Raw genomic sequence first — 19,892 nt, forward strand, 5'->3', positions numbered from 1 at the left:
TTCTTACCACGCACAAGCGCTCCGTTTCCAAGACTAGGCGTCACGCTCCACACCTTGCAAGGCGCAGAAACTGTGCAATCGGCGTACATGGATGTGCAAGCTGTGGACAACTGGCTTGAAGCCGCCGCGCGCCTTCAAAACGCCCTTTCCCGCACGCCCACGAAACGGAGCGCCCATCTCTTTCACCAGAACTCATAATTTTCTGCTCGGTGGAGGAAGTCGAAGCTACAATGGCTGGCACTTTGAAGATGTGGCTCACTACCGTCTGCCTGCTGGCGGTCATCTCCCCCGTATTCGCCGAATCCTGGACATGGAAGGATAGCAAGGGTGTTGAGCACTCCCGCGCCGAGTTGGACGAGATCCTTCGGGCGCATCGACGCTGGGTCGATAACGATGGAAAGGAAGGTACCCGGGCCATTCTCGCAGGCGCCGATCTAACCCGTGCCAACCTCTCTGGAAGCGTGCTCAACAACGCAGACCTATCCAAGGCAACCCTCGACCACGCCGACCTGAGCAAAGCGCAGCTCAAAGGCGCAATCCTAAAAAACGCCGACCTTACACGCGCGAATCTATCCGAAGCCGATCTTGAGGACGCAGACCTTTCCGGCGCACAGCTCTCGGGCGGAGACGAAGATTCGCCCGGTGCCGATCTCTGGAGCGCTCATCTTGATAACGCACGGCTCCAGAAATCAAATTTGACCCACGCTTATCTAGGCCAGACTGACTTGATGGGAACTTACTTCGACAGCGACACCGACGTATCGTTCATCAATCTCGATCAAGCGCTCTTTCAGCCCAGAGGCGATCTCGACCCAGAGATCTTCCGTACCGCGAGCAATCTTGCCGCATTGAAATATGTCGATGACCCAAAGCCCATCATCGACCTGCGCAACGCACTGCGCGACTCGGGAATCGAGCAGCCGGCAAGACAGTTGACCGAAGCCTATCTACGCCATGATCCCAATGTTCCCCCGCAAACCCCTGAAGCAGCCAAGACCACTCATCATCATCACCCCGAGGAGTCCGATCCTGAAAACGCGTTGCGGCTTTATACCGGAGCCGAATACTGGATTCATGTCGCTGGATACTGGGCCGGTGAAACACTCCAGTGGATGCGGGAAGCTGCCTTTGACTGGACCTGCGGCTGGGGTGCCGATCCTGGTCGCCCACTTATCATCATCGCCATCATGGCGCTGCTTTGCACCCCTATCTACTGGCTGGGCACTCATGTTCAGCGGTGCAAATGGGGTCTATTTCTGGTCGTCAGCGGCAAGCGCCGCAGGACCGGTCTGTCCCGGCAACATGTGTTTCACATCCGTGTTCGCCACACGTGGCGTACGCCCAAGCTGCGGGAACCTGATGCAATGCCCGGCCCCGGAGACTGGATGCTCCATCTCTGGAAGACCCGCAGCCAGTGGATGCGGGTAGAATTGCGCGCTCTCTGGACCGCCATGCTCTTCAGCCTCATGAGCGTCTTCAACATCGGCTTCCAGGGCTTCAACGGTGGTGAATGGATCCGCATGCTGCAGCCACGCGAGTTTGACCTGCGCGCCCGCGGATGGATGCGCACCGTCTCCGGTGTGCAGTCGCTCTTGGGCGTCGGCCTGCTTGCGCTCTCCATCCTCAGCTACTTCGGCCATCCGTTCGATTAACCCGATCCAGGCTGCAATCACTATCCAAAGGTTCAGCAGAATCGTCTGCTGGCTCTTCACAAGGCTTGACGCTTCAAAAAATAGCTAGGGCAGAAAAAGAATCCCGCGCTGCCTCTCGGCCGCGCGGGATGGATAGATGAGACTTATCGAGATACCTAGTAATGGAATCGCAACCCCACCTGGAGCGTTCGCGGGTTGCTTGTCGTCTTGCCTGTAACCAGGCCAAATTGCGACGAGGTCGGGTTCAAGTTCGGCCCGGCCAGGTTTGGATGGTTAATGAAGTTAAATGCCTCAGCGCGGAACTCAAATCCCGTTCCTTCGGTTACCGGGAAGGCCTTGATCATCGCCAAGTTCCAGTTCTGCAATCCGGGCTGATAGACCTCGTCGCGAATGCCGCCCTGCAGGTTGAAAGTTCCCGCAGTTGGAGCAGTAAATATCTTGCTGCCATCGCTGTTGGTCGTTGCAAACCACGCAGCGCCTGTAGCGGCAGCACCGGCAAAATGCCCCAGTACCTTTGGATTTCCGTTCTTTACATAGAACTCGCCTTCGCTGCCGCAACCGAAGCTTCCAACCTCGCCTACACCGGCATAATCCGTGTTTGTCCCGATGCCGCATGGTGTTCCGGTTTGGGCTTGCACGTTGCCGCTCAACTGCCAGCCGCCTAAGGTTTCACCCGCAAGGTTGTGCTCGTTCTTGAAGAAGGGTAGCGCGTAGAGCCCGTTGACAATCAGCACGTGGCGCACATCGTACTCCGACGGCCCCCACAAATTGCTTGTGTTGTAAGAGTCTGGCACGATATCGCGGTAGTTCGAGCTCGAATCCATGCTCTTTGAGTAGGTGTACGCCGCACCAATCGACGACCCCGAACGGAACCGGGTCGTCCATGAAGCCTGCAGCGCATCGTAGGTCGAGCTCACACCACTCTGCTCCTGCTGAATCGAGGCAAAGCCTTTGTACGGACGCAGCGCCGCCAGTTGTACGCCAGGATTTGCCTGCTGTGCCCCAACTGCCGGCTGATTGATATCGACCACATCCCAGTTATGCAGTCCCCGAGCGCCCACATACGCCACCTGAAACACGGACTGCAACGGCCTCAGCTCATGCTCCACAGTAAGATTCCAGTTCCATCGCGTGGGGGGCACCAGATGGTTGTTGAGTGTGGTCAGCGTAATTGGCGGCTCGACCGTAGGCGTCAGTGAGGCGCCTGGGTTGTCCACCGACACATTGGTCACCGTCACCGTTGGCTGGAAGGGCGAGTTTCCGCCTGGGAAGATGTTGTCCAGCAACCCCTTGTTGCTGATAAAGCGGCCCGCACCCGCGCGTATCACAGTCCTTGGGAAGAGCTGATATGCGATACCCACACGCGGCTGCACCTGCACCGTCGTGTTCACATATCCCTTAGGCAGGTTCGGTGCGAACAGTCCGGTACATGGTTGCCCGGCGCATTCGTCGTTGGAAGCGGTAGCCGCCGGCACGCGGTTGTTCTGGGTTGCCGAGCCGGGGAAGCTGCTGAAGCCCGGAATCACCACGCCGTCGTACGGATTGCCAGTACCCAGCGTGACGTTCCCTGTCGTCGGGCTTACATACGGCGCTGTTGCCGGATCGTAAGACGCCGGATCGAAGAATGTCGCATTGGCCCATTGCGCAAACGGTGGAAAAACATTCGTGATGCGCAGACCATAGTCAAGATGCAGTTTTGGAGTAACCTGCCAGCTGTCCTGCGCAAAGTACTCGAAGGTCCATCCGCGCCACTCTGTAAACGCCTTGGGTCCGATCTCCGTATAACTATCCGACAATCCCAAAGCCAGATTGGCTATAGACGCTCCTGAGGTTGCGCCAAGGTTGTTGTGGTTATCGGTAAAGCCAAAGGTTCCGTTCTGGTTGCTCGCGCCTCCGGGAACCGTACTCACGTTGATCTGATCGTTGTCGTTTTCGCCCATGTATGTGAGCGAGAAGCCACCTTTGAGGGTGTGATTACCCCACACTTTCGTCACGCTGTCCGAGGCCACGAAGATCAGACCCGAAGAGTGCGAGGGATATGGGCCGCCTGCAATGTTGGAGAAGTTATCGTTAAGGTTGGCGGTGGGAATCTTGTTTTCTTGGGCCTTGAGACCGGGAAGAATATAGGGAAAGTTAATCCCAAATGAGCTGCGGTCGTATCCTGCTCCGCCAGGAGCAGCACTGATATAGACATCGTCGATGCTGACACTCGCGCGCGCCTCGTTGATCATCGTCGGACTTACCGTCCAAACCCAGCCCACAGCATCAGTCTGGTTGGGCCTTTCATAGACGATAGGCACCTGCGGATTGCTCTGGTTGAACGGGCTCAACTGATAATACGAGTCATCCGAGCGGCGGAACTCCAGGTGGTGCACCGGCGTAATCAGCAGGTCTCCGTTGATTTGTCCCTTGCGCTGATTGATTGGATCGGGCAGCGACCCGTCGTAGTTCGACGTGCCTTGCAGAAATCCCGGTGTCGGTGCAGGATACGAGTTCAGGATGCCGAGGCCGTTGGCGCTCAGCAACTGCGGCGCGTTATCGGCAATATCGTTGTTCGGGATGGGCACGCAGGTTGCCGCACCAACCTTCGGGCAGGTTCCTGGGTAATAGATTTGCGTGGGTTTGTACCACGGATTGACAGTTGAATCCGAACTGAGCAACTCACTGAAATTACCCTGCCGCATTAGCGCCGTGGGCACTGCCATGGTTTGTGGCGTGTCGTAGCGGTAACGGATCCAATCCTCATTGACAAAGAAGAAGAACTTATCCCGCAGCTTGTCCAGCACTGGAACCTTCGGGGCCCACACTGGGCCGCCCACGGAAAAACCGAAGTTGTTGTACACAAATGGAGCGGTAAACTGCGTGCTCGGAGTCAAGTTGCGGGTCCAAGTATTAGCGTTCATCGCCGAGTTGCGAAGATACTCATACGCCGTTCCATGAAAATCCTTAGTTCCGCTCTTGGTGATGACGCGAATCTGTGCACCCGAAGCACTTCCATACTCAGCCGAATAATCAGCCGTCAGCACCTGAATCTCCTGCACCGCATCCGTATTTGCGCCGGCGATGATCTGGCTGTCGGCGCGTGTGCGTGCCGCTGGAGCATCATCCAGCGTGTAGCGCGTGTCGTTCTGCCGCGCGCCATTCACCTCGAAGCTGTCGCCGCTGTTGAAGGCAAAGTTGAAGTCGCCCATCGTCGTCGTGCTGAAGACGCCCGGTGACAACTGCGCCATGTAGAGCGGGTTGCGGCCGTTCAACTCCTGCTTGTCGACCTGCTCTCCTGTGACCTCGGCCTGCACCGACCCGGACTGCGTTTGCAACACCGTTTCGGTGTCCGAGACCTCAATCGTCTGCGTCTCCTGCCCAACCGCTAGTTGTGCATCAATGGAAATTGTCGTGTTCGACGCAAGGCGATTATGAACACTCGAGAACTTCTGGAAGCCGCTCAGCTCTGCTGTTACCGAGTAGACTGCCGGAGGCAAATCCGGAACCGTGTAATGTCCTTGAGCGTCAGACGTTACAGTGCGCGCCTCGCCTGTGCCCTCATTCTGCACAGTCACATGCGCTCCCGGCACAACTGCGCCGGATTGGTCTTTTACAAAACCCACAATGCTGCCCACGTCACTCTGCCCCAGAGCGCCTGTTGTACAGAAACCAATCAGCAGAATCGCGCAGATGCACGCTATCTTTACGTGCGTCTTCCAATGAAATGCCCTATTCGACCCGTAGAGATTCATAGATTGCCTCCTCAGAGAAAGAACCTTTGTCTTCGGCCTTCCCACTGTTTTGCAGATCGTGAGCCAGGGGATCGGCCGAGTTGCTAACGCTTCCGTCGAAGCCTTGATTGCTACGCTTTGAATTGGGATTGAATTGAGTGTGTATTGAAAAGCTGATGTGTTATGACTCTTTGAACTGCTCCAGATTGCTGTCAGTCATACGGAGGTCAGGTAAGTGCGGCGGCAGGCCCGCCCACCTCATCAATTCTTCATTGGTACCGATTCCAGCTAGCATCACAGCCGCATGAAATTCGGCAAATTGTCGGACTTTTTACATTGCCCCCTCAGGAGCAATCTGTGCTGTATCGCACTTCGCAGATAATTTATTAACTTCAATTAGATTAAGTCTTCAAACTTTAAGTTGATTTTGACTTCCACACTCTGACACAGGCAACAGAATCATCACTGCTGTTCCATGTTCCGCTGTTCCGGTATTTGACCTCAGCCGTATACGTCCACCATGCTTCTCCACAAGCTGTTTTGAAACCCACAAGCCCAATCCAGTTCCAGTAGAGCTGCGTGTAGTGAAGAATGGTTCGAAGATCTGCGTGCGAATCTCCTGGGGCACACCACAACCGTCGTCTGCGAACGTGATGCGTACATACTGCTTTGCGTCTTCAAGCACGCGGCTTTGACCCATTCTTATCCGGATATTCCCGCCATGCTTCATTGCCTCAATGCTGTTGGACAACAGATTGCAGAAGACCTGCCGCAGTTCTCCGCCCACAGCCTCGATCGCGATATCATCTTTCCACTCTTGCCTTATCGCTACCTGCTGTTTACGGAGCTTACCGCGAAAAAGCTCGATAGCAGACTGCATTACGGCCGCAAGGGACGTTATCTGCGCAGTCGAAGGCTCCCGGTAAAAGCCCAGCGATTGCCGCGTAATATGCGCCACGCGCTCCAACTCTTCCGAAGCCATGCTGATGTATTGCTGCGCTTCCTCTGGCAGGTTTGGTACATGCCGCGTCAGATAGAGCAGATTCGTAACCGCTTCCAGAGGATTATTAATCTCATGGGCAATAGAAGCCGCCAGGCGTCCCGCAGAGGCAAGCTTCTCACTGCGTATGAGAGCCTCCTGAGTGCGCTTTCGCTCCGTGATGTCAATAGCCGCGCAGCTGACCCCGGTAATATCTCCGTCTGCATCGCGCAGAGGTTCCACCTGCAAATCATAAATTTCATCCGCTCCTCGCGACCGTACAACGATCTCGCGCCGCTGTCCCACGCCGGTGCGAATCACTTCCCGTTTGATTGTTTCCGTCATCTCGGCATCACTGGCACGCTCGATAAAATCCCGATCACGCTTGCCCAACATCTCGTTCGGATCCATCCCTCGCGCCGGGTTATAAACCCATATGTAGCGCAGATCGCGATCCTGATGAAACACCGAAACCGGTGTGCCGTGGAGTGCAAGCTGGAAGCGCTCATGCGCCAATCTGGCTTGCTCCTCCACACCCTTCCGATCCGTGATATTTGTGACCAACGCCGATAAGCCTTCGCCTGTCGGATGTGCATGTACAAGAAAATAGCGTGTCGTGCCATCGCCCATGGGGTACTTCACTTCGAAGCGATGCGGCGTCCGCTCTCGCATCACCTTTTCATACCCAGCCTTGAACTCGGTCTCGAGCGCGGCAGGATAAATCTCCCATACCGACTTGCCTTGCATCTCGCTCCAGGCCATGCCGCGATGCTCCATCACACTGTCGTTCGCGTACTGAAAGCGCCAGTCCTTGTCCAGCACAATGAACGACTCGGAAATGGAGCTAAGCAACACGCTTAGGCGGTCATGTGCCGCTCGCAGTTCAATCTCCGCTTTCTTGCGGGCCGTTACGTCAATAGCCACACCAAGCCAGCGGCGCGCGCCACTCAAATCAAAAAATGGCTCCAGATGGGCAAGATGCCAGTGATATTCCTCATCACGTGCATGCCGTACGCGATGTTCGTCCTCAAATATCTTGCCCGATGCAAGACTTGCGCTGATCTTTGTCAGCATCCTCTCGCGATCTTCAGGGTGAAACAACTCCAGCGCTTTGCCCGCCTTCACTTCCTCGAGAGTCATGCCGCAGAACTCAAGGAAATACTTGTTGCAATAGTCGATCTTGCCGTTCTCGTCCGCAGTCCAGATATATTGCGACAACGTTTCGGTCAGCAGCCGGTATCGAGACTCACTATTCGCTAGCGCGGCCTGTGCGTGTCGTTCGCGTGTCGTTTCCAGGACCGCAGTTCCAACCGCCTCGATCTTGCCTCTTGCGTTACGCACCGGAAAGTAGCTCGTCAACCAGTAGCGCTGCTTGTTATTCGCCTCATGCGGATCACCGGCGATCTCCACCGTCGTGCTCTCTCCCGTCTCCAGCACGCGCTTCAGATGCGGTATCAGACTCGCCGCCAGTCCCGGCACGGCCTCTGCCAGGGTACGCCCCAGGTGCTCCTCGCGGCGCATCTCGTTCCACTCCGCGAGCTGCGGATTGATGTCGATATAGCTTGTATCTGGCCTGTGCAACGAAAAGCCAATAGGAGCGGAATGCGTGAAATCAGCGAATGCCCGTATTGAACGCGCTTCCCCGGCTCGCGCGAGTTTCAGCTTGTGCGCCAGCAGGCACACATAGCCGCTCAGCGCCGTGTACAAAAACTCCCGCACCATCAGCGAGACGCCATGCGTATACACGAATCTGCGCCAAAACAGCAGCCCCAGCAGAATATCGGACAACACAAGCGCGGTTATGCTCGACTGAAAATCGCCATAAATGGCCGAAGCCGTAACCGCACAGAGATAGAAACATGCCGGCACAGCGGGATACTCAGGGAGATATGGCGAAAACGCGAGACTGGCTCCGGTCGCTAATGCCACCCATATCAGAGCCAGTACGTGATGCCGCATCGATGTTCGCGGCAGATTTTCCGAGCTACCTAAAAGGCGCATGACATACCAGCCTCTGCGAGCAGTTCAATACACTTCAAACATTCACCCCTGCGCATGACCTCCATTCCTGGCATGCCTTCTCCGCCCATCGACGGTATCCGGCGTCCGCCCCGGAAATCAGGAATCAATCGCATGCTCTCAATCAAATCCGGCTGGCTTTCAAACACTATACCGCTTTCCCACATAGCTTCTGTATTGTGTATCGTAAAACTCCGTAGATCTCCTGACCCCAGAACGAATCAAGCCGCCTGTGGTAACATCCCATCCAACGGAGGAACCTCCACCATGGCTCCTTTCTCCCGACGCGCATTCCTCAAAACCACACTTGCCGCGAGTGCAGTCGCTTCCAGTACGCTGCCGCTTCAGGCTAAACAGCAGACTGCCACCGATTGGGTAACCCTTGGCAAATCTGACATCAAGGTCACGCGCCTTGCCTTTGGCACCGGTACCTTCAGCGGCCAGGTCCAGCGCGATCTCGGTCAGGACCAGTTCACCAAACTCGTGCGCTATGCCTATGACCGCGGCATTCGCTTCTACGAGACCGCTGAGTCTTACCACGAGATGCACACCATGCTCGGCATTGCGCTTCAGGGCGTGCCGCGCGACAGCTACCGCATCATGTCTAAAGTCACCACGCGCCCCGGCGTCGATCCGCAAGCCAAGTTCGATGAGCTGCGGACCATGGCGAAGACTGATTATTTCGACATCATGCTATTGCACTACCAGCACACACCCACCTGGCCGGAAGACACAAAGCACTGGCAGGACGCCATCATGGAAGCCGAACATCGTGAGGTGATTCGCAGCCATGGGGCATCCGTACACGGTCTACCTGCGCTGCGACAGGTACCAACGATGGACTGGCTCGATGTCGCCATGATTCGCATGAACCATAAAGGCACACGCATGGATGCGGAGATCCCAGATGCCGATGAGCTTGGAAATGTGAACGAAGTTGTCACCCATGTGAAATCTGCGCACAAGGCAGGCATGGGAGTCATCAGCATGAAGCTCGTAGGGGAAGGTGTCTTCAATCACGAAGACCGTCAGAAAGCCTTACGCTTCGCATTCAAGAATGCCGGGGTAGACGCCGTTACCATCGGCTACAAAGCCCCCAACGAAGTCGACGAAGCCATCGACAATCTCAACCTGGCACTGGCCTGAGATAGATTTCGGTCATAAAAACAAAGGGCGTCCTATTTGGACGCCCTTTGTCGTTTTGACTGACTTTATTACTGAGGCAGCGTAGCCGTACCTTCCCAGCGCACGCCATCCAGCCGCTTCGGATCGATCCCCAGCGACTTCAGAATCGTCGGCGCCACCTGGTTCGTCCCTACGTTGCTATACACCGTGTGGGGCACGATCCCGGGGTTCGACACCAACAGAATCACGTTCGTGTCATCATGCGCAAATCCGCCGTGCTCGGATTCTTTCTTCGTGCTGCCGGTATACACCACGCCCACATTTGGAGTCACAATGATGTCCGGCGTGCGCGGATCAAGTCCCGCACCCAGACCTGGTGTGTTGTAGTTCAGTGACAGAGAAGGACCGTAGAAGATCTGCCCAATCCCTGCCTGATCCTTGTTGGTTTCCAGAAGGCTAACCGCAGTCTTTGTCTCAGAAGAAGAATTCAGCCACAGCAGCGAGATATCGTCTTCCGTCGGTCCAATGCCCGTCGCATTGTTGGTTGACTCCGAAAATGGAAGCAGGTTGGCGTTGCTCAATATCGTCGCCGGCGAAGTTCCGGAATTCAGGATCGGAACATAAAACGCCGGATCGATCGGGTTCTGTCCATGTTTCGCCGTGATGATGATCAGGGTAGACTCGTACAGCCCACGATCCTTGATCTTGTTCACCATTGCACCAATCGAGTCGTCGATGAATTGGAATTCAGTCAGGAGTGCCGGAGTAGGAGTAGCGGCCGCATTCTGATATCCGCCCGTCGTGCCATTGCTCTTCTCTACCAGCTTCTGCCCCACACTGACGGCCTGGAAGTTCATGCCAAAGATCGTTGGCACCTTGGCATTCTTGCCATCGTGTGTCTTGCCTTCAATTTCATTCAGGATTGCGTTGACCTTGAGCTGGTCGTAGCACTGAATATTCTGGAAGCTGTTCGTCCACGCTGTCAGATCCGAGCCTGAATCAGGAACGACAGAACAATCAATGCCGGTCGGCGTCTTGACCCCTGGCAGACCCACTACGTTCGAGTTGATCTCCGGCGAATAGTAATCGTTCAGCGCTCCCGCGCCATCCGGATTGCGCCCGGCCACGGCTGAATACGCAGGGTGTTTGTCCGACCATGCCGTGTAGCCACCCTCTTGATGAATGACTCCGAAGATTGTGTTGGTCCGCACAAACTCCCACGGCCAGACCGGAGCGCAACCGCGTTTGGGATCACGAATCAGACGCTGCGGATCGATCGAAGCAATGCCACCGTCCGTCGGACCCGCTCCTGGAGCTCCACCGTTCACTAAGCCCTGATTCTTATCGATGCCCTCTTCATACTCAGTTCGGGTACCGGTCGGCGCCGCTCCCGCGGTGCATGGTCCGGCTGCAACACCATTACCTGTCGTCTTCGCCGGCGCATCCAGTGAGCGATCGTAAGATACGTCGTAATACACACCCATCGTACGCGGTGTGGCGCCGGTAACAATCGACATCAAGCCGGGGAAAGAATCAGATGGTCTCGACGTGCTCGCCGCCGTGTAGTTCACGCCGGTCGTCGTTAGGGCAGCCAGATTCGGACAATAAGGATCGCCCCCGTTCACTCCCGGGACGCCGTTTGCGCAGTTCAGGAGATCTACCGCATGCATGCCATCTACGCTGATCAAGAGCACATGGCGAATCGGTGTATGATCCCAGTCTTTGTTGGATTCTTGAGAATAACCAACCGCTGCGATGGCGGCCAGAGAAAACACTGCCAGGGATTTGAATTTCATTCTCCCCTCCTTGGCACGCAACTTTAGCTTTGCAACATAAAGAACGATGTCTTGCGCTCATGAATTCTCGGTGAATTCAAGACTGAAAAAGGAGAAAACTTTATTAAATTCTTATGTTTATCTGTTTTGACATGTGCAATTCAGCACACCGTCACGTCAAGAGCACACCGTCACGTCAAGGTAGTTCTTTTTTCCACCACTGTTTTTGGCATAACCAGATTGCCCGGCATAAAAGAAAGCTGACTCAAAAAGAAAGCTGGCTGCGATACACAGTCAGCTTTCAAATGTTTCACTCTGATAGTTACAGAAGGCCCTTTCGATGAAGCCGCGCTATTCGCTGGCCTCAACCTTCCGCCCATGCGGCGATTGCAGCATACGGCTGTTCACCGGATAGAGCGCGCCAAACGCCCGCAGTTGGCCACGCGACAACTCCACTGGCCGCTCCATTACAAACCATTGCACGCCCTCCGTGCATGGTGGTGCTGTCAGCGATCCTTCATACATCCAGTAACCCGGATCGCGTGGAATCAGTCCTAGCGGGCTCATCAGATCGGGCATCTTGTCGCTTGCGCCCACTGTCTTTGGCAGATGCTCCCACAGGGCGGCCAGCACAGCGTTGGCATTCCCTTCCATCAGCCGCACGGCGACCACCGCAATCTTGCCGTCCGCACTCTTGTGCACCAGATGCACGTCCATATCCGGCAGCGTGCCCTTCACAGCCTCCTCGCCCGGATGATGAAAATGAAACTGCACCAAGTCATACCGGGTGCCGTTCGCAATAATGTAGCTGCCCGGCGCAGCCGTCACCTGGACCGTATGTCCGGTATTTACCAGCGTCATCGGCCCAGCAAGATAGTGAAACTCGATCGGCTGCAGATTCTTATCCAGATGCGCGCCGCGAATATCGATCGGCGACTGCTCCTTACCGTCAGCGCAAGTCTTGTATGCCGGATCAAGCTTGCCCCAGTGAAAAGGCCCCAGTTTGCCGGTGTAGTCCCACGCAGCGCCGCCCTGCTGCTGTGCCAGCGTCGCCACCGGAATCGAACCAATTCCAGCACACAATCCCAATCCAATCACTATCCGAACCAGTCGTGCCATCGTCAGTAGTTCACCTTCCTCACAGAAATTTCCAAAATCTCAGGCTTAAGAGAATGGACGCACCAGATCAGAATCAGTCCTCTCTTTTAACCAAGGACATAACCCTGGGCACACAACTACAGACACAACCTCAGAATGCGTATGTCGGAGGCGTAATTCCCTTCAGCCGCAAATACACCTCAGCCTGCCCACGATGATGCGCCGTGTGCGTAAAGTACGACCACAACCACTCCGAACCCATCAGATGACGATTTGCCGGCCCAACCACCGTAGCCATGTTGCTCGCGGGCATCTCAGTAATAGCCTTCTGACAAAAAGCAAAGGTGTCCTGAAGAAACTGCACCGCCGTCTCCTTGTCCACATCCGCTTTCACCAGATCCTTGGTCCAGTCGCCGACCTTGGCCGGTAGCGCAGGCGCTGTGAGCCCGCTCGCGTTGGCGCACGCATTGCGATCAGCGGCGGCAATATGCACCATCAGCTCGCCAAAGCTCATCTCAGCCGGCACAGGGCGAAACGAATAGCCCTCGGAGGGCATGGCATTGGCTACTGCAATAGTGAGATCTCCCGAGGTCTTCCAGTGCTTCAACAGCACATCCTTGTCAGTTGTCTGGCTGAAACAGGGCAGTGCGACGGTTAGCAACATTAGCGCAAACAGCTTCTTCATTCCGGCTCCTCTGATTCTCTCGATTTGATTCTTTCGATTTTCCAACAGTTCCGCAGCCGCATCGGCCACATGCGGTTCCGCAGCATCCCCGGACAGACTACCTTGTTCCTATCAGCTTTCCAAAACAAAAGGCCTCCGCATCGCGGAGGCCTTTGTTATCACATCCAGGTATCGCTACTTCGCCGCTACCGCTACGCCGGCTTGCTCTGCAAGAGCAGCAGCCTTGTCGGTTGCTTCCCAAGTAAAGTCAGCCTCCGTGCGTCCGAAGTGCCCATAAGCAGCCGTCTTGCGATAGATCGGACGGCGCAGCTTCAGGCTCTCGATAATGCCCTTGGGCGTCAGCGAGAAGTTCTTGCGCACCAGCTCTGTCAGCTTCGCAGAGCTCACCTTGCCCGTGCCAAAGGTATCCACCAGCACCGAAACCGGCTCAGCTACACCGATCGCGTACGCAAGCTGTACTTCGCACTTGCTGGCCAGACCTGCCGCAACGATGTTCTTGGCAATGTGACGGGCCATGTACGCAGCCGAACGATCCACTTTCGTCGGATCCTTACCGCTGAATGCGCCACCACCGTGCCGGCCAGCCCCGCCGTAGGTGTCCACGATGATCTTGCGGCCCGTCAGGCCCGTGTCACCCATCGGACCGCCAATCACAAACCGGCCCGTCGGGTTGATGTGGTACTTGGTGTTCTCATCCAGCCACTCCGCCGGAAGAACAGCCTGAATTACGTGTTTCAGAATGTCCGCGCGCAGCTCCTCGTTGGAGACGTGCTCCGCATGCTGAGTCGAAATCACCACCGCATCGATGCGAGCGACCTTGCCGTTTTCGTCGTACTCCACCGTCACCTGGCTCTTGCCATCTGGCCGCAGATACGCGAGCTTGCCATTCTTGCGCACTTCAGAGAGTTTGTGCGTCAGCTTATGCGCCAGCGAGACCGCTGCCGGCATCAACTCCGGCGTCTCATTCGTGGCAAAGCCGAACATCATGCCCTGGTCGCCAGCGCCGCCCGTATCCACGCCCTGCGCAATATCACCCGACTGGCGATTGATCGACGAGATCACCGCGCAGGTATTCGAGTCAAAGCCGTACAGCGCATTGTCATACCCGATCGAGGCCACCACGCCGCGCACCAGCGTCTGGAAATCCACATAGGCCTTGGTCGTGATCTCGCCCGCAATGACAACCAGTCCGGTCGCCGTTAGCGTCTCTGCCGCAACGCGGCTGTAAGGATCCTGCTCCAGGCAGGCATCCAGAATGGCATCGGAAATCTGGTCGGCAATCTTGTCCGGATGGCCTTCCGTGACCGATTCCGACGTAAACAATGTGCGATCGCTCAAAGCGTCTCCTCCTGTGTTATCTGTGCCGGCTTTCTCCGGACCGAAACGCACGCATCGCCTTCAGCCACTCGAGCCCAAGACGCCTCGCACATTCCCACAGTGCAGCGGATAGCGCATCACGCCGGAATCCGCATCTTTACCATCATAATTTCCCGGCTAGCAACAGGGCAAAGACCCTCAGCCAATGGCTCTTTGAGCCATCTCAAAGGCGCTCCAGGCAGTCTGAGTGGGAAATAGCCATTTCTCTAAAAAGCGCGTGTTCGATCTGGAGGAATTGGCGATTTGAAACCTGTCAGTGGTCTAGCCTGAGCTGATAGGCCTCGGCTTGGCGGTCCTGCACCGCCGTCTCCCGGCCCGGCACCACTGTCGGCCACCACCCAGAGCGATAGCCGTAATAGCGATAGCCAAAAAACAACGCAATCCCGACAACCAGCAGCAGCAACACGGCTCCGGCCCACTTCAACCGCTCCGTCGCAGCATCCCGCGGCCTTACCCGCGCCCGCCCCACATTGGCGGCAAACTCCATCCAGTTGCGGTCGTCATCGAGCACATCACCTGAAGCGGCGTAGGCGCTCTGGAATCGCCCGATCCAGTCCATCTCATCCAGACCGAGAACTTTGACGTACCCGCGAACAATGCCTTTGTTCAGGATTCCACCCGGAAGCACACGAAACTGGTTCTCCTCCAGCGCAACCAAATGCCGCTGGCTGATCTTCGTGATCTCCGTGATTTTCTCGAGTGCGATGCCTCGGTTTAACCGCTCCATTCGCAACTCTTCGCCAAAGTTACCCATGCTCATCGCAATCGGGACACTTTTCCCTGTAAGGGATTTCCACAGTCAAAGATACTGCCGAATCCCCGCGCGGGTCAAAATGACTTTCGGAACTTCCCTTTATTTTCATACAGGTGGACTCGATTTTGCCAATACGGGAAAACCTTTGCCCATCCTCGCACTTTATCCCTCAAGTCCAGTATCTCTCTTCCAATCGGGCATAAACTATCGAATCACGCCTCGCCTGTTACCCTCATCCAAGGAACCGGAGCGGTTTTTCTCGTCCAAGTGGCTCGGCTATTCGCGAGTCACGGTGATCGCCAGTTCTTAAGGAGCTCTGAAGCCTGTCCCCAGGCTCGCCATTGTCTATGAACAAGCTCGTCTTCGCCAACCTGATCCACCGCCCGATGCGTTCGGTCATTTCCGCGGTCGCCATCGCGATTGAAGTGGTTATGATCCTCTCCGTATCTGCCATCTTCCTCGGCCAGATCGACAGCCAGAAGATCCGCACTAACGGCATCGGCGCCGATCTCATCGTCGCACCTCCCGGCTCCAGCTTTATCTCTGCTCTCGGCAGCTCACCTGTCCCGGCCAAAAACGCCGAAGCTATCCGCAAGCTGCCTCATGTATCCATTGTCTCGCCCGTTATCCAAAAAACTACCGTCGGCGGAGCGCTCGAAGTCCTCTATGGCATTGATTACCCCACCTACAGTGCGCTAAAGCCCTTCATTTTCCTCTCCGGAGGCCCATTTACCGGGGCCAACGATGTCATCGTCGACGATGTCTTCGCCCGATCCGACAAAGGTTACAAAGTCGGTGATACCATCCAGATCCTCGGCCACCCCTTCCACATCTGCGGCATCGTCGAGAGCGGCAAAGGTGGCCGCAAGATGATTCCAATCGAAACACTCGGCGATCTGACTGGTGCCGAAGGCAAAGCCACCCTCTTCTATGTCAAGAGTGATGTCTCCTCCAATCACGATCTCGTTCAGAAAGAGATTCTTGCAACGCCCGGCTTCCAGAATTACCAGGTCTGGACCATCGAGGAGTGGCTCTCTCTCTGGGCGCCCGAGCACATCCCCGGCTTCAACATCGCCCTCAACGTTGTCACTTTGATCGCTTCCATCATTGGCTTCCTCGTCATATTCCTCTCCATGTACACCGCAATACTCGAGCGCACACGGGAAATCGGCATTCTCAAATCCATGGGTGCCTCGAAAACCGCCATCGTCACCCTCGTTTTACAAGAATCCGTGCTCATGAGCATCGCTGGTATCGTTCTCGGCCTTGCCCTCACCTATGGCATCCATTCGTTTCTACTGGCCACCAAACCCACACTGCTCTTTGAGATCACGCAAAGCTGGATTATCGAGGCCTGCATCATCGCCTTCTGCGGCGCTGTCATCGGCGCTGCCTATCCTGCGTGGCTGGCCGCCCGTAAAGACCCCATCGACGCCCTGGCTTACGAATAGCCTTACGATGCTGAGAACAGAAAAGGCCGGAAGCAATTGCTTCCGGCCTTTTTCTTGAACGTTGACCTTAACACTCGCCTTGTAACAGAACGCGAATTGACTCGCTATTCAGCTCCGAGGCGGGCTTTTTCCTAATTCGCGCCCTGAATTGTCACTAGATGCCCACCCGGCGAAACCATATCCTTCTGCGGCGCCCTCCAGTGGTCGATGTAGCTCACCTGATGCACGCAACTGATCGTGCAATTCGGCGCGCACGACTTCGCCGTCAAGAATTCCCGCTTCAGATCCTCGCGCGTATACTGCGCAATCGGAACACCCGGAAAACCACGCTGCTGCGAGCAGTAATGCACCAGCCCGTCTTCGCAGATATACAGATACCTCGAGCCTGCCCGGCACCGCCATTCATTCGGCCTGCCCTGCGCAATCGCCTCTTGGAACTCATTGAAGCGTGAATAGCTCCTGCGCTCCAGTCCTCGCACCTCAAAATAGATCTTCGCTTCTTCCTCGCCCAGCGGCTTCAACTGCCCATCGCCATCGTGAATGATACCGATCGTGTTGCTGAACCCCAGCTCCAATGCACGCTTCGAAATCACCAGCGCGTCGTTTGGATTTTTAATGCCGCCGCCCACCACCGAGTTGATATTCACATGGAACTCGGCATGTTCGGCCAGCATCTCCAGCTTCTTGTCCAGCACCTTCAGGCTCTTCATCGACACATCGTCCGGATTGATGTTGTCGATCGAGATCTGCATGTGGTCGAGCCCAGCCTTGTTCAGCCGCTCGATCCGCTCCGCATTCAGCAGATATCCATTCGTGATCATCCCAGCCATCGCGCCAACCTTACGCATGCGCATGATCACACCATCCAACTCTGGATGCGTCAGCGGCTCGCCGCCCGAGATCGTAATGATGCTCGTCCCCAGCCGGCCCAGATGATCGATGCGCCGCTCCATCTCAGCCAGCGGCACCGGCTTCGAAACCTTGTCGTACTCATTGCAATACGCGCACGACAGGTTGCAGAACCGCATCGGCACAATCTGCGCCATTACCGGATGCCCGGTCGAGGCCAGCGCCTTTCCTACCAGCGCCAGCTCACGCGCCCGCCGCAACGCGGCCTTCGCGCGTCCTTTAGCCGTCAATCTTGCAGGAGTAGCCATCTTTACTATTGAATCACATCCATCGTTTCTCTGCGACGCAGCGCCCAAACGCGGTGACAAACCGCCCGAATCCCAAGGTTGCATATAAACCGCGAGCATGAAGAAATCACATGCGGTCTGGATTCCCTCCGCAAAGTTGTCGGGACTCATTTTCGAGATTTGCTACTTCCAGAAGATCGGGCGTGGGCGACGATGCTGCATTTGGGAAAGGTGGAAACGGCACAAGGGGTGCGAGACCGCACCCCCTTTTCGTCTTGGGGTTATTTTGCGCCGAGGGGTTGGGCGAGAAGCTGGATTTCTACTTTCTGAGCGTTGATCCCATCGCCGGAAGAAAAGATGGTGGTCAGCTTACCGAGCGGCACGATTGGGACGAGTGAATAAGCCAACCGGCGTCGTACCGGCTGGCCTTGCGCGTCGGAGGCGATGGCTGCGTCATTTTCGATGCGCAACTGCATTCCAAGCATCGAGTCGATTTGCCGCAAAGAATCGACATCAATGTTGGTTCCCACGTCAACGTATTGGTAAGTCGAACTTCCGGGCGCGGTTGGAACAGGAACATGGTCCGTGTCGCGAACAGAGGGATTGCCGAAGGGCGAGCCTTTGCCCCGGCTCGCGGCGGCCAGTGTGTAGCTTTGATCGATGGTTTTCTTTCCATGATCTGTGACGACGAGGGTGAGCGTGAGTTGGTAGGGTGCTGTTGTCCCGGGAGCCTCGGCGGTTGCAGATTGCGGCTCCTGTGCGCAAGCCATGGGAAGGACGAACAGAAGACAGAGCAGTAAGAGACGGTGATTGCGCATTGGTTTTCCTTTAAAAGCTGGGGTGGTCTGCCTGATCCATCGTGATTGCCTGGATCACGACGGGGGTGGAAGAGATAGGTTTGGTCTGGATAGGCTGAACCATTATTGGGTTATCTGCTATCGGGCTAAGGGCTGCGGACGCGGGTTTGGAGATGGCGAGAGCATCTTCGGTATGGAGTGCGACAAATTGAATGAGCAGACGGTCTTCTGAAGTGAGCTGCGGTTGGCCTTGTTCAGGTTGGGTGGCACGGTGAGCGCGGTGAAGGATGACCGGTTCCGCATGAGGAGTGACGGCGTGTGTTCGCGTTTGCGCGGGCCTTGGAATCGGCTGTGATGACGCCGCGCCTTGGACAATTTCCTGCTGCTTCCGGTTTGGGTAAGTGCTGGTTGCGATGAATGCAATGATTGCTGCGAGGGAGACTGCTGCCGCTGTTACCCAGAGAAAATTGCGGGCCGAAAGGTGCCGTGAGGCGTGCCCGGAGGCACGGGCAAGTATGCGGTCTTCAAGGCCGAGGCGCGGTTTGGCAGAAGAGTAGGACCGGAGAGCCTTATCGAGCAGATGGTCGAAGCTTTCTGGCGACTGAGTCATGCGCGCGCTCCTTTCTTGTTGAATGGGTTGAGTTTTCCCATTGACGGCGCAGCTGTTCGCGGGCGGTGTGGACGCGGCGGCGGACTGTGCCTTCGGGGATGCCGAGGATGGCGGCGACCTCGGGTGACGTTAGCTCTTCGATTGCCATGAGGACGAGCGGCTGGCGTAGCTTTTCGGGCAGGCGGTCGATTAGTTCATGGAGGGTGGATTCGGCCTGGCGGTGGATGACTTCTTGCTCGGGGCCGGCGGAGTTTGCGGGCAGGTTGAACGGGAGCTCGCCGGCAGGCTTTGGGCGGTGGCGGATGGCGATGCGCCATGTGACGCGGGCGAGATAGGCGCGGTGGTCGGCGATCTGGGGCCAGCCTGTCGTGCGGTAGAGCTGGAGGAAGGCTTCCTGGACAATGTCTTCAGCGTCATCGCTGTTGCGGGTGACGCTGAGGGCGATCTTGTGCATGAGGCTTGCATGAGCGGTGACGATTTCCGCAAAGGCGGAGCGACTCGCTTCCTCAGTCTCTGCCGGTTTTCGGAGAGATCCCAGCGTCGTCATCGTCAGCGCGTTTTCCATCTCACCTAGTAAAGAGCAGGAAATCGGAGAAGCGTTCGGATATTCGGAAATATTTTGTTCGTGGAAGGTGAATCGCCTGTGTTCTTCACAAAGCCGGGTCGGAAATCTGTTTGTTATTTGTCAGACCGCGGATTGTGCTGCGAAGGATGGGCAAGG

At 56.2% G+C, this 19,892-nt stretch carries 14 protein-coding genes; 3 read left to right on the plus strand and 11 right to left on the minus strand.

Going from position 1 to position 19,892, the window contains the following annotated elements; all coding sequences use genetic code 11:
- Positions 1-230: 230 nt before the first annotated feature.
- Positions 231-1,652: a pentapeptide repeat-containing protein gene (locus OHL22_RS10345; RefSeq protein WP_263336534.1), complete on the plus strand. Its 1,422-nt coding sequence runs from the start codon at positions 231-233 to the stop codon at positions 1,650-1,652.
- Between the two features lie 155 nt (positions 1,653-1,807).
- On the opposite strand, the gene OHL22_RS10350 is transcribed toward OHL22_RS10345, so the two are convergent.
- Together OHL22_RS10350 and OHL22_RS10355 are read right to left on the minus strand one after the other, a co-directional pair.
- Positions 1,808-5,386 (minus strand): Plug and carboxypeptidase regulatory-like domain-containing protein, encoded by a 3,579-nt coding sequence (locus OHL22_RS10350; RefSeq protein WP_263336536.1) that lies wholly within the window; start codon positions 5,384-5,386, stop codon positions 1,808-1,810.
- Positions 5,387-5,774: 388 nt separating this feature from the next.
- Positions 5,775-8,345, minus strand: a complete 2,571-nt coding sequence (locus OHL22_RS10355) for a PAS domain-containing protein (protein WP_263336537.1) — start codon at positions 8,343-8,345, stop codon at positions 5,775-5,777.
- A gap of 285 nt (positions 8,346-8,630) precedes the next feature.
- Here OHL22_RS10355 and OHL22_RS10360 point away from each other — a divergent pair, with 285 nt between their 5' ends.
- A complete protein-coding gene (locus OHL22_RS10360; RefSeq protein WP_263336538.1) occupies positions 8,631-9,509 on the plus strand; it encodes an aldo/keto reductase in 879 nt (292 codons plus the stop codon).
- Positions 9,510-9,577: 68 nt separating this feature from the next.
- Here OHL22_RS10360 and OHL22_RS10365 read toward each other — a convergent pair whose 3' ends face one another.
- From OHL22_RS10365 to OHL22_RS10385, 5 genes are all read right to left on the minus strand, one after another.
- The gene (locus OHL22_RS10365) at positions 9,578-11,284 is read right to left on the minus strand and encodes an alkaline phosphatase family protein (protein ID WP_263336539.1); all 1,707 of its coding nucleotides are present in this window, start codon (positions 11,282-11,284) and stop codon (positions 9,578-9,580) included.
- A 330-nt stretch (positions 11,285-11,614) separates the two neighbouring features.
- Positions 11,615-12,382 (minus strand): carbonic anhydrase, encoded by a 768-nt coding sequence (locus OHL22_RS10370; protein ID WP_263336542.1) that lies wholly within the window; start codon positions 12,380-12,382, stop codon positions 11,615-11,617.
- Positions 12,383-12,512: 130 nt separating this feature from the next.
- Complete coding sequence (locus tag OHL22_RS10375) at positions 12,513-13,046, minus strand: DinB family protein (RefSeq protein WP_263336544.1); 534 nt, start codon at positions 13,044-13,046, stop codon at positions 12,513-12,515.
- A gap of 174 nt (positions 13,047-13,220) precedes the next feature.
- The gene (gene metK / locus OHL22_RS10380; protein ID WP_263336546.1) at positions 13,221-14,384 is read right to left on the minus strand and encodes a methionine adenosyltransferase; all 1,164 of its coding nucleotides are present in this window, start codon (positions 14,382-14,384) and stop codon (positions 13,221-13,223) included.
- 292 nt (positions 14,385-14,676) lie between these two features.
- On the minus strand, positions 14,677-15,177 hold the full coding sequence (locus OHL22_RS10385) for a helix-turn-helix domain-containing protein (RefSeq protein WP_263336549.1): 501 nt from the start codon (positions 15,175-15,177) through the stop codon (positions 14,677-14,679).
- 347 nt (positions 15,178-15,524) lie between these two features.
- Between OHL22_RS10385 and OHL22_RS10390 the strand changes: the two genes are divergently transcribed.
- Positions 15,525-16,628, plus strand: a complete 1,104-nt coding sequence (locus OHL22_RS10390) for an ABC transporter permease (RefSeq protein WP_263336553.1) — start codon at positions 15,525-15,527, stop codon at positions 16,626-16,628.
- A gap of 131 nt (positions 16,629-16,759) precedes the next feature.
- Here the strand turns inward: OHL22_RS10390 and OHL22_RS10395 are convergent, their stop codons facing one another.
- The 4 genes from OHL22_RS10395 to OHL22_RS10410 form a co-directional block, all read right to left on the minus strand.
- Positions 16,760-17,785 carry a radical SAM protein gene (locus tag OHL22_RS10395; protein WP_263336556.1) on the minus strand — a complete coding sequence of 342 codons (1,026 nt, stop codon included), beginning with the start codon at positions 17,783-17,785 and terminating at the stop codon, positions 16,760-16,762.
- Between the two features lie 260 nt (positions 17,786-18,045).
- Complete coding sequence (locus OHL22_RS10400) at positions 18,046-18,582, minus strand: hypothetical protein (protein ID WP_263336558.1); 537 nt, start codon at positions 18,580-18,582, stop codon at positions 18,046-18,048.
- A 10-nt stretch (positions 18,583-18,592) separates the two neighbouring features.
- Entirely contained in the window at positions 18,593-19,171 is a 579-nt protein-coding gene (locus OHL22_RS10405; protein ID WP_263336562.1) for a hypothetical protein, read from the minus strand.
- The gene (locus tag OHL22_RS10410) at positions 19,131-19,736 is read right to left on the minus strand and encodes an RNA polymerase sigma factor (protein ID WP_263336564.1); all 606 of its coding nucleotides are present in this window, start codon (positions 19,734-19,736) and stop codon (positions 19,131-19,133) included. Before OHL22_RS10410 ends, OHL22_RS10405 begins: the two co-directional genes overlap by 41 nt.
- Between the last annotated feature and the right edge of the window lie 156 nt (positions 19,737-19,892).

This window comes from Acidicapsa dinghuensis (genome assembly GCF_025685685.1).
GTDB lineage: Bacteria > Acidobacteriota > Terriglobia > Terriglobales > Acidobacteriaceae > Acidicapsa > Acidicapsa dinghuensis.

Excerpts from the sequence above, each read along its gene's own strand:
- OHL22_RS10350 (WP_263336536.1), bottom strand. The coding sequence starts at position 5,386 with ATGAATCTCTACGGGTCGAATAGGGCATTTCATTGGAAGACGCACGTA.
- OHL22_RS10370 (WP_263336542.1), bottom strand. The coding sequence starts at position 12,382 with ATGGCACGACTGGTTCGGATAGTGATTGGATTGGGATTGTGTGCTGGA.
- OHL22_RS10390 (WP_263336553.1), top strand. The coding sequence starts at position 15,525 with ATGAACAAGCTCGTCTTCGCCAACCTGATCCACCGCCCGATGCGTTCG.
- OHL22_RS10410 (WP_263336564.1), bottom strand. The coding sequence starts at position 19,736 with ATGGAAAACGCGCTGACGATGACGACGCTGGGATCTCTCCGAAAACCG.
- OHL22_RS10405 (WP_263336562.1), bottom strand. The coding sequence starts at position 19,171 with ATGACTCAGTCGCCAGAAAGCTTCGACCATCTGCTCGATAAGGCTCTC.
- OHL22_RS10395 (WP_263336556.1), bottom strand. The coding sequence starts at position 17,785 with ATGGCTACTCCTGCAAGATTGACGGCTAAAGGACGCGCGAAGGCCGCG.
- OHL22_RS10355 (WP_263336537.1), bottom strand. The coding sequence starts at position 8,345 with ATGCGCCTTTTAGGTAGCTCGGAAAATCTGCCGCGAACATCGATGCGG.
- OHL22_RS10400 (WP_263336558.1), bottom strand. The coding sequence starts at position 18,582 with ATGCGCAATCACCGTCTCTTACTGCTCTGTCTTCTGTTCGTCCTTCCC.
- OHL22_RS10360 (WP_263336538.1), top strand. The coding sequence starts at position 8,631 with ATGGCTCCTTTCTCCCGACGCGCATTCCTCAAAACCACACTTGCCGCG.
- OHL22_RS10345 (WP_263336534.1), top strand. The coding sequence starts at position 231 with ATGGCTGGCACTTTGAAGATGTGGCTCACTACCGTCTGCCTGCTGGCG.
- OHL22_RS10385 (WP_263336549.1), bottom strand. The coding sequence starts at position 15,177 with ATGGGTAACTTTGGCGAAGAGTTGCGAATGGAGCGGTTAAACCGAGGC.
- OHL22_RS10375 (WP_263336544.1), bottom strand. The coding sequence starts at position 13,046 with ATGAAGAAGCTGTTTGCGCTAATGTTGCTAACCGTCGCACTGCCCTGT.
- OHL22_RS10365 (WP_263336539.1), bottom strand. The coding sequence starts at position 11,284 with ATGAAATTCAAATCCCTGGCAGTGTTTTCTCTGGCCGCCATCGCAGCG.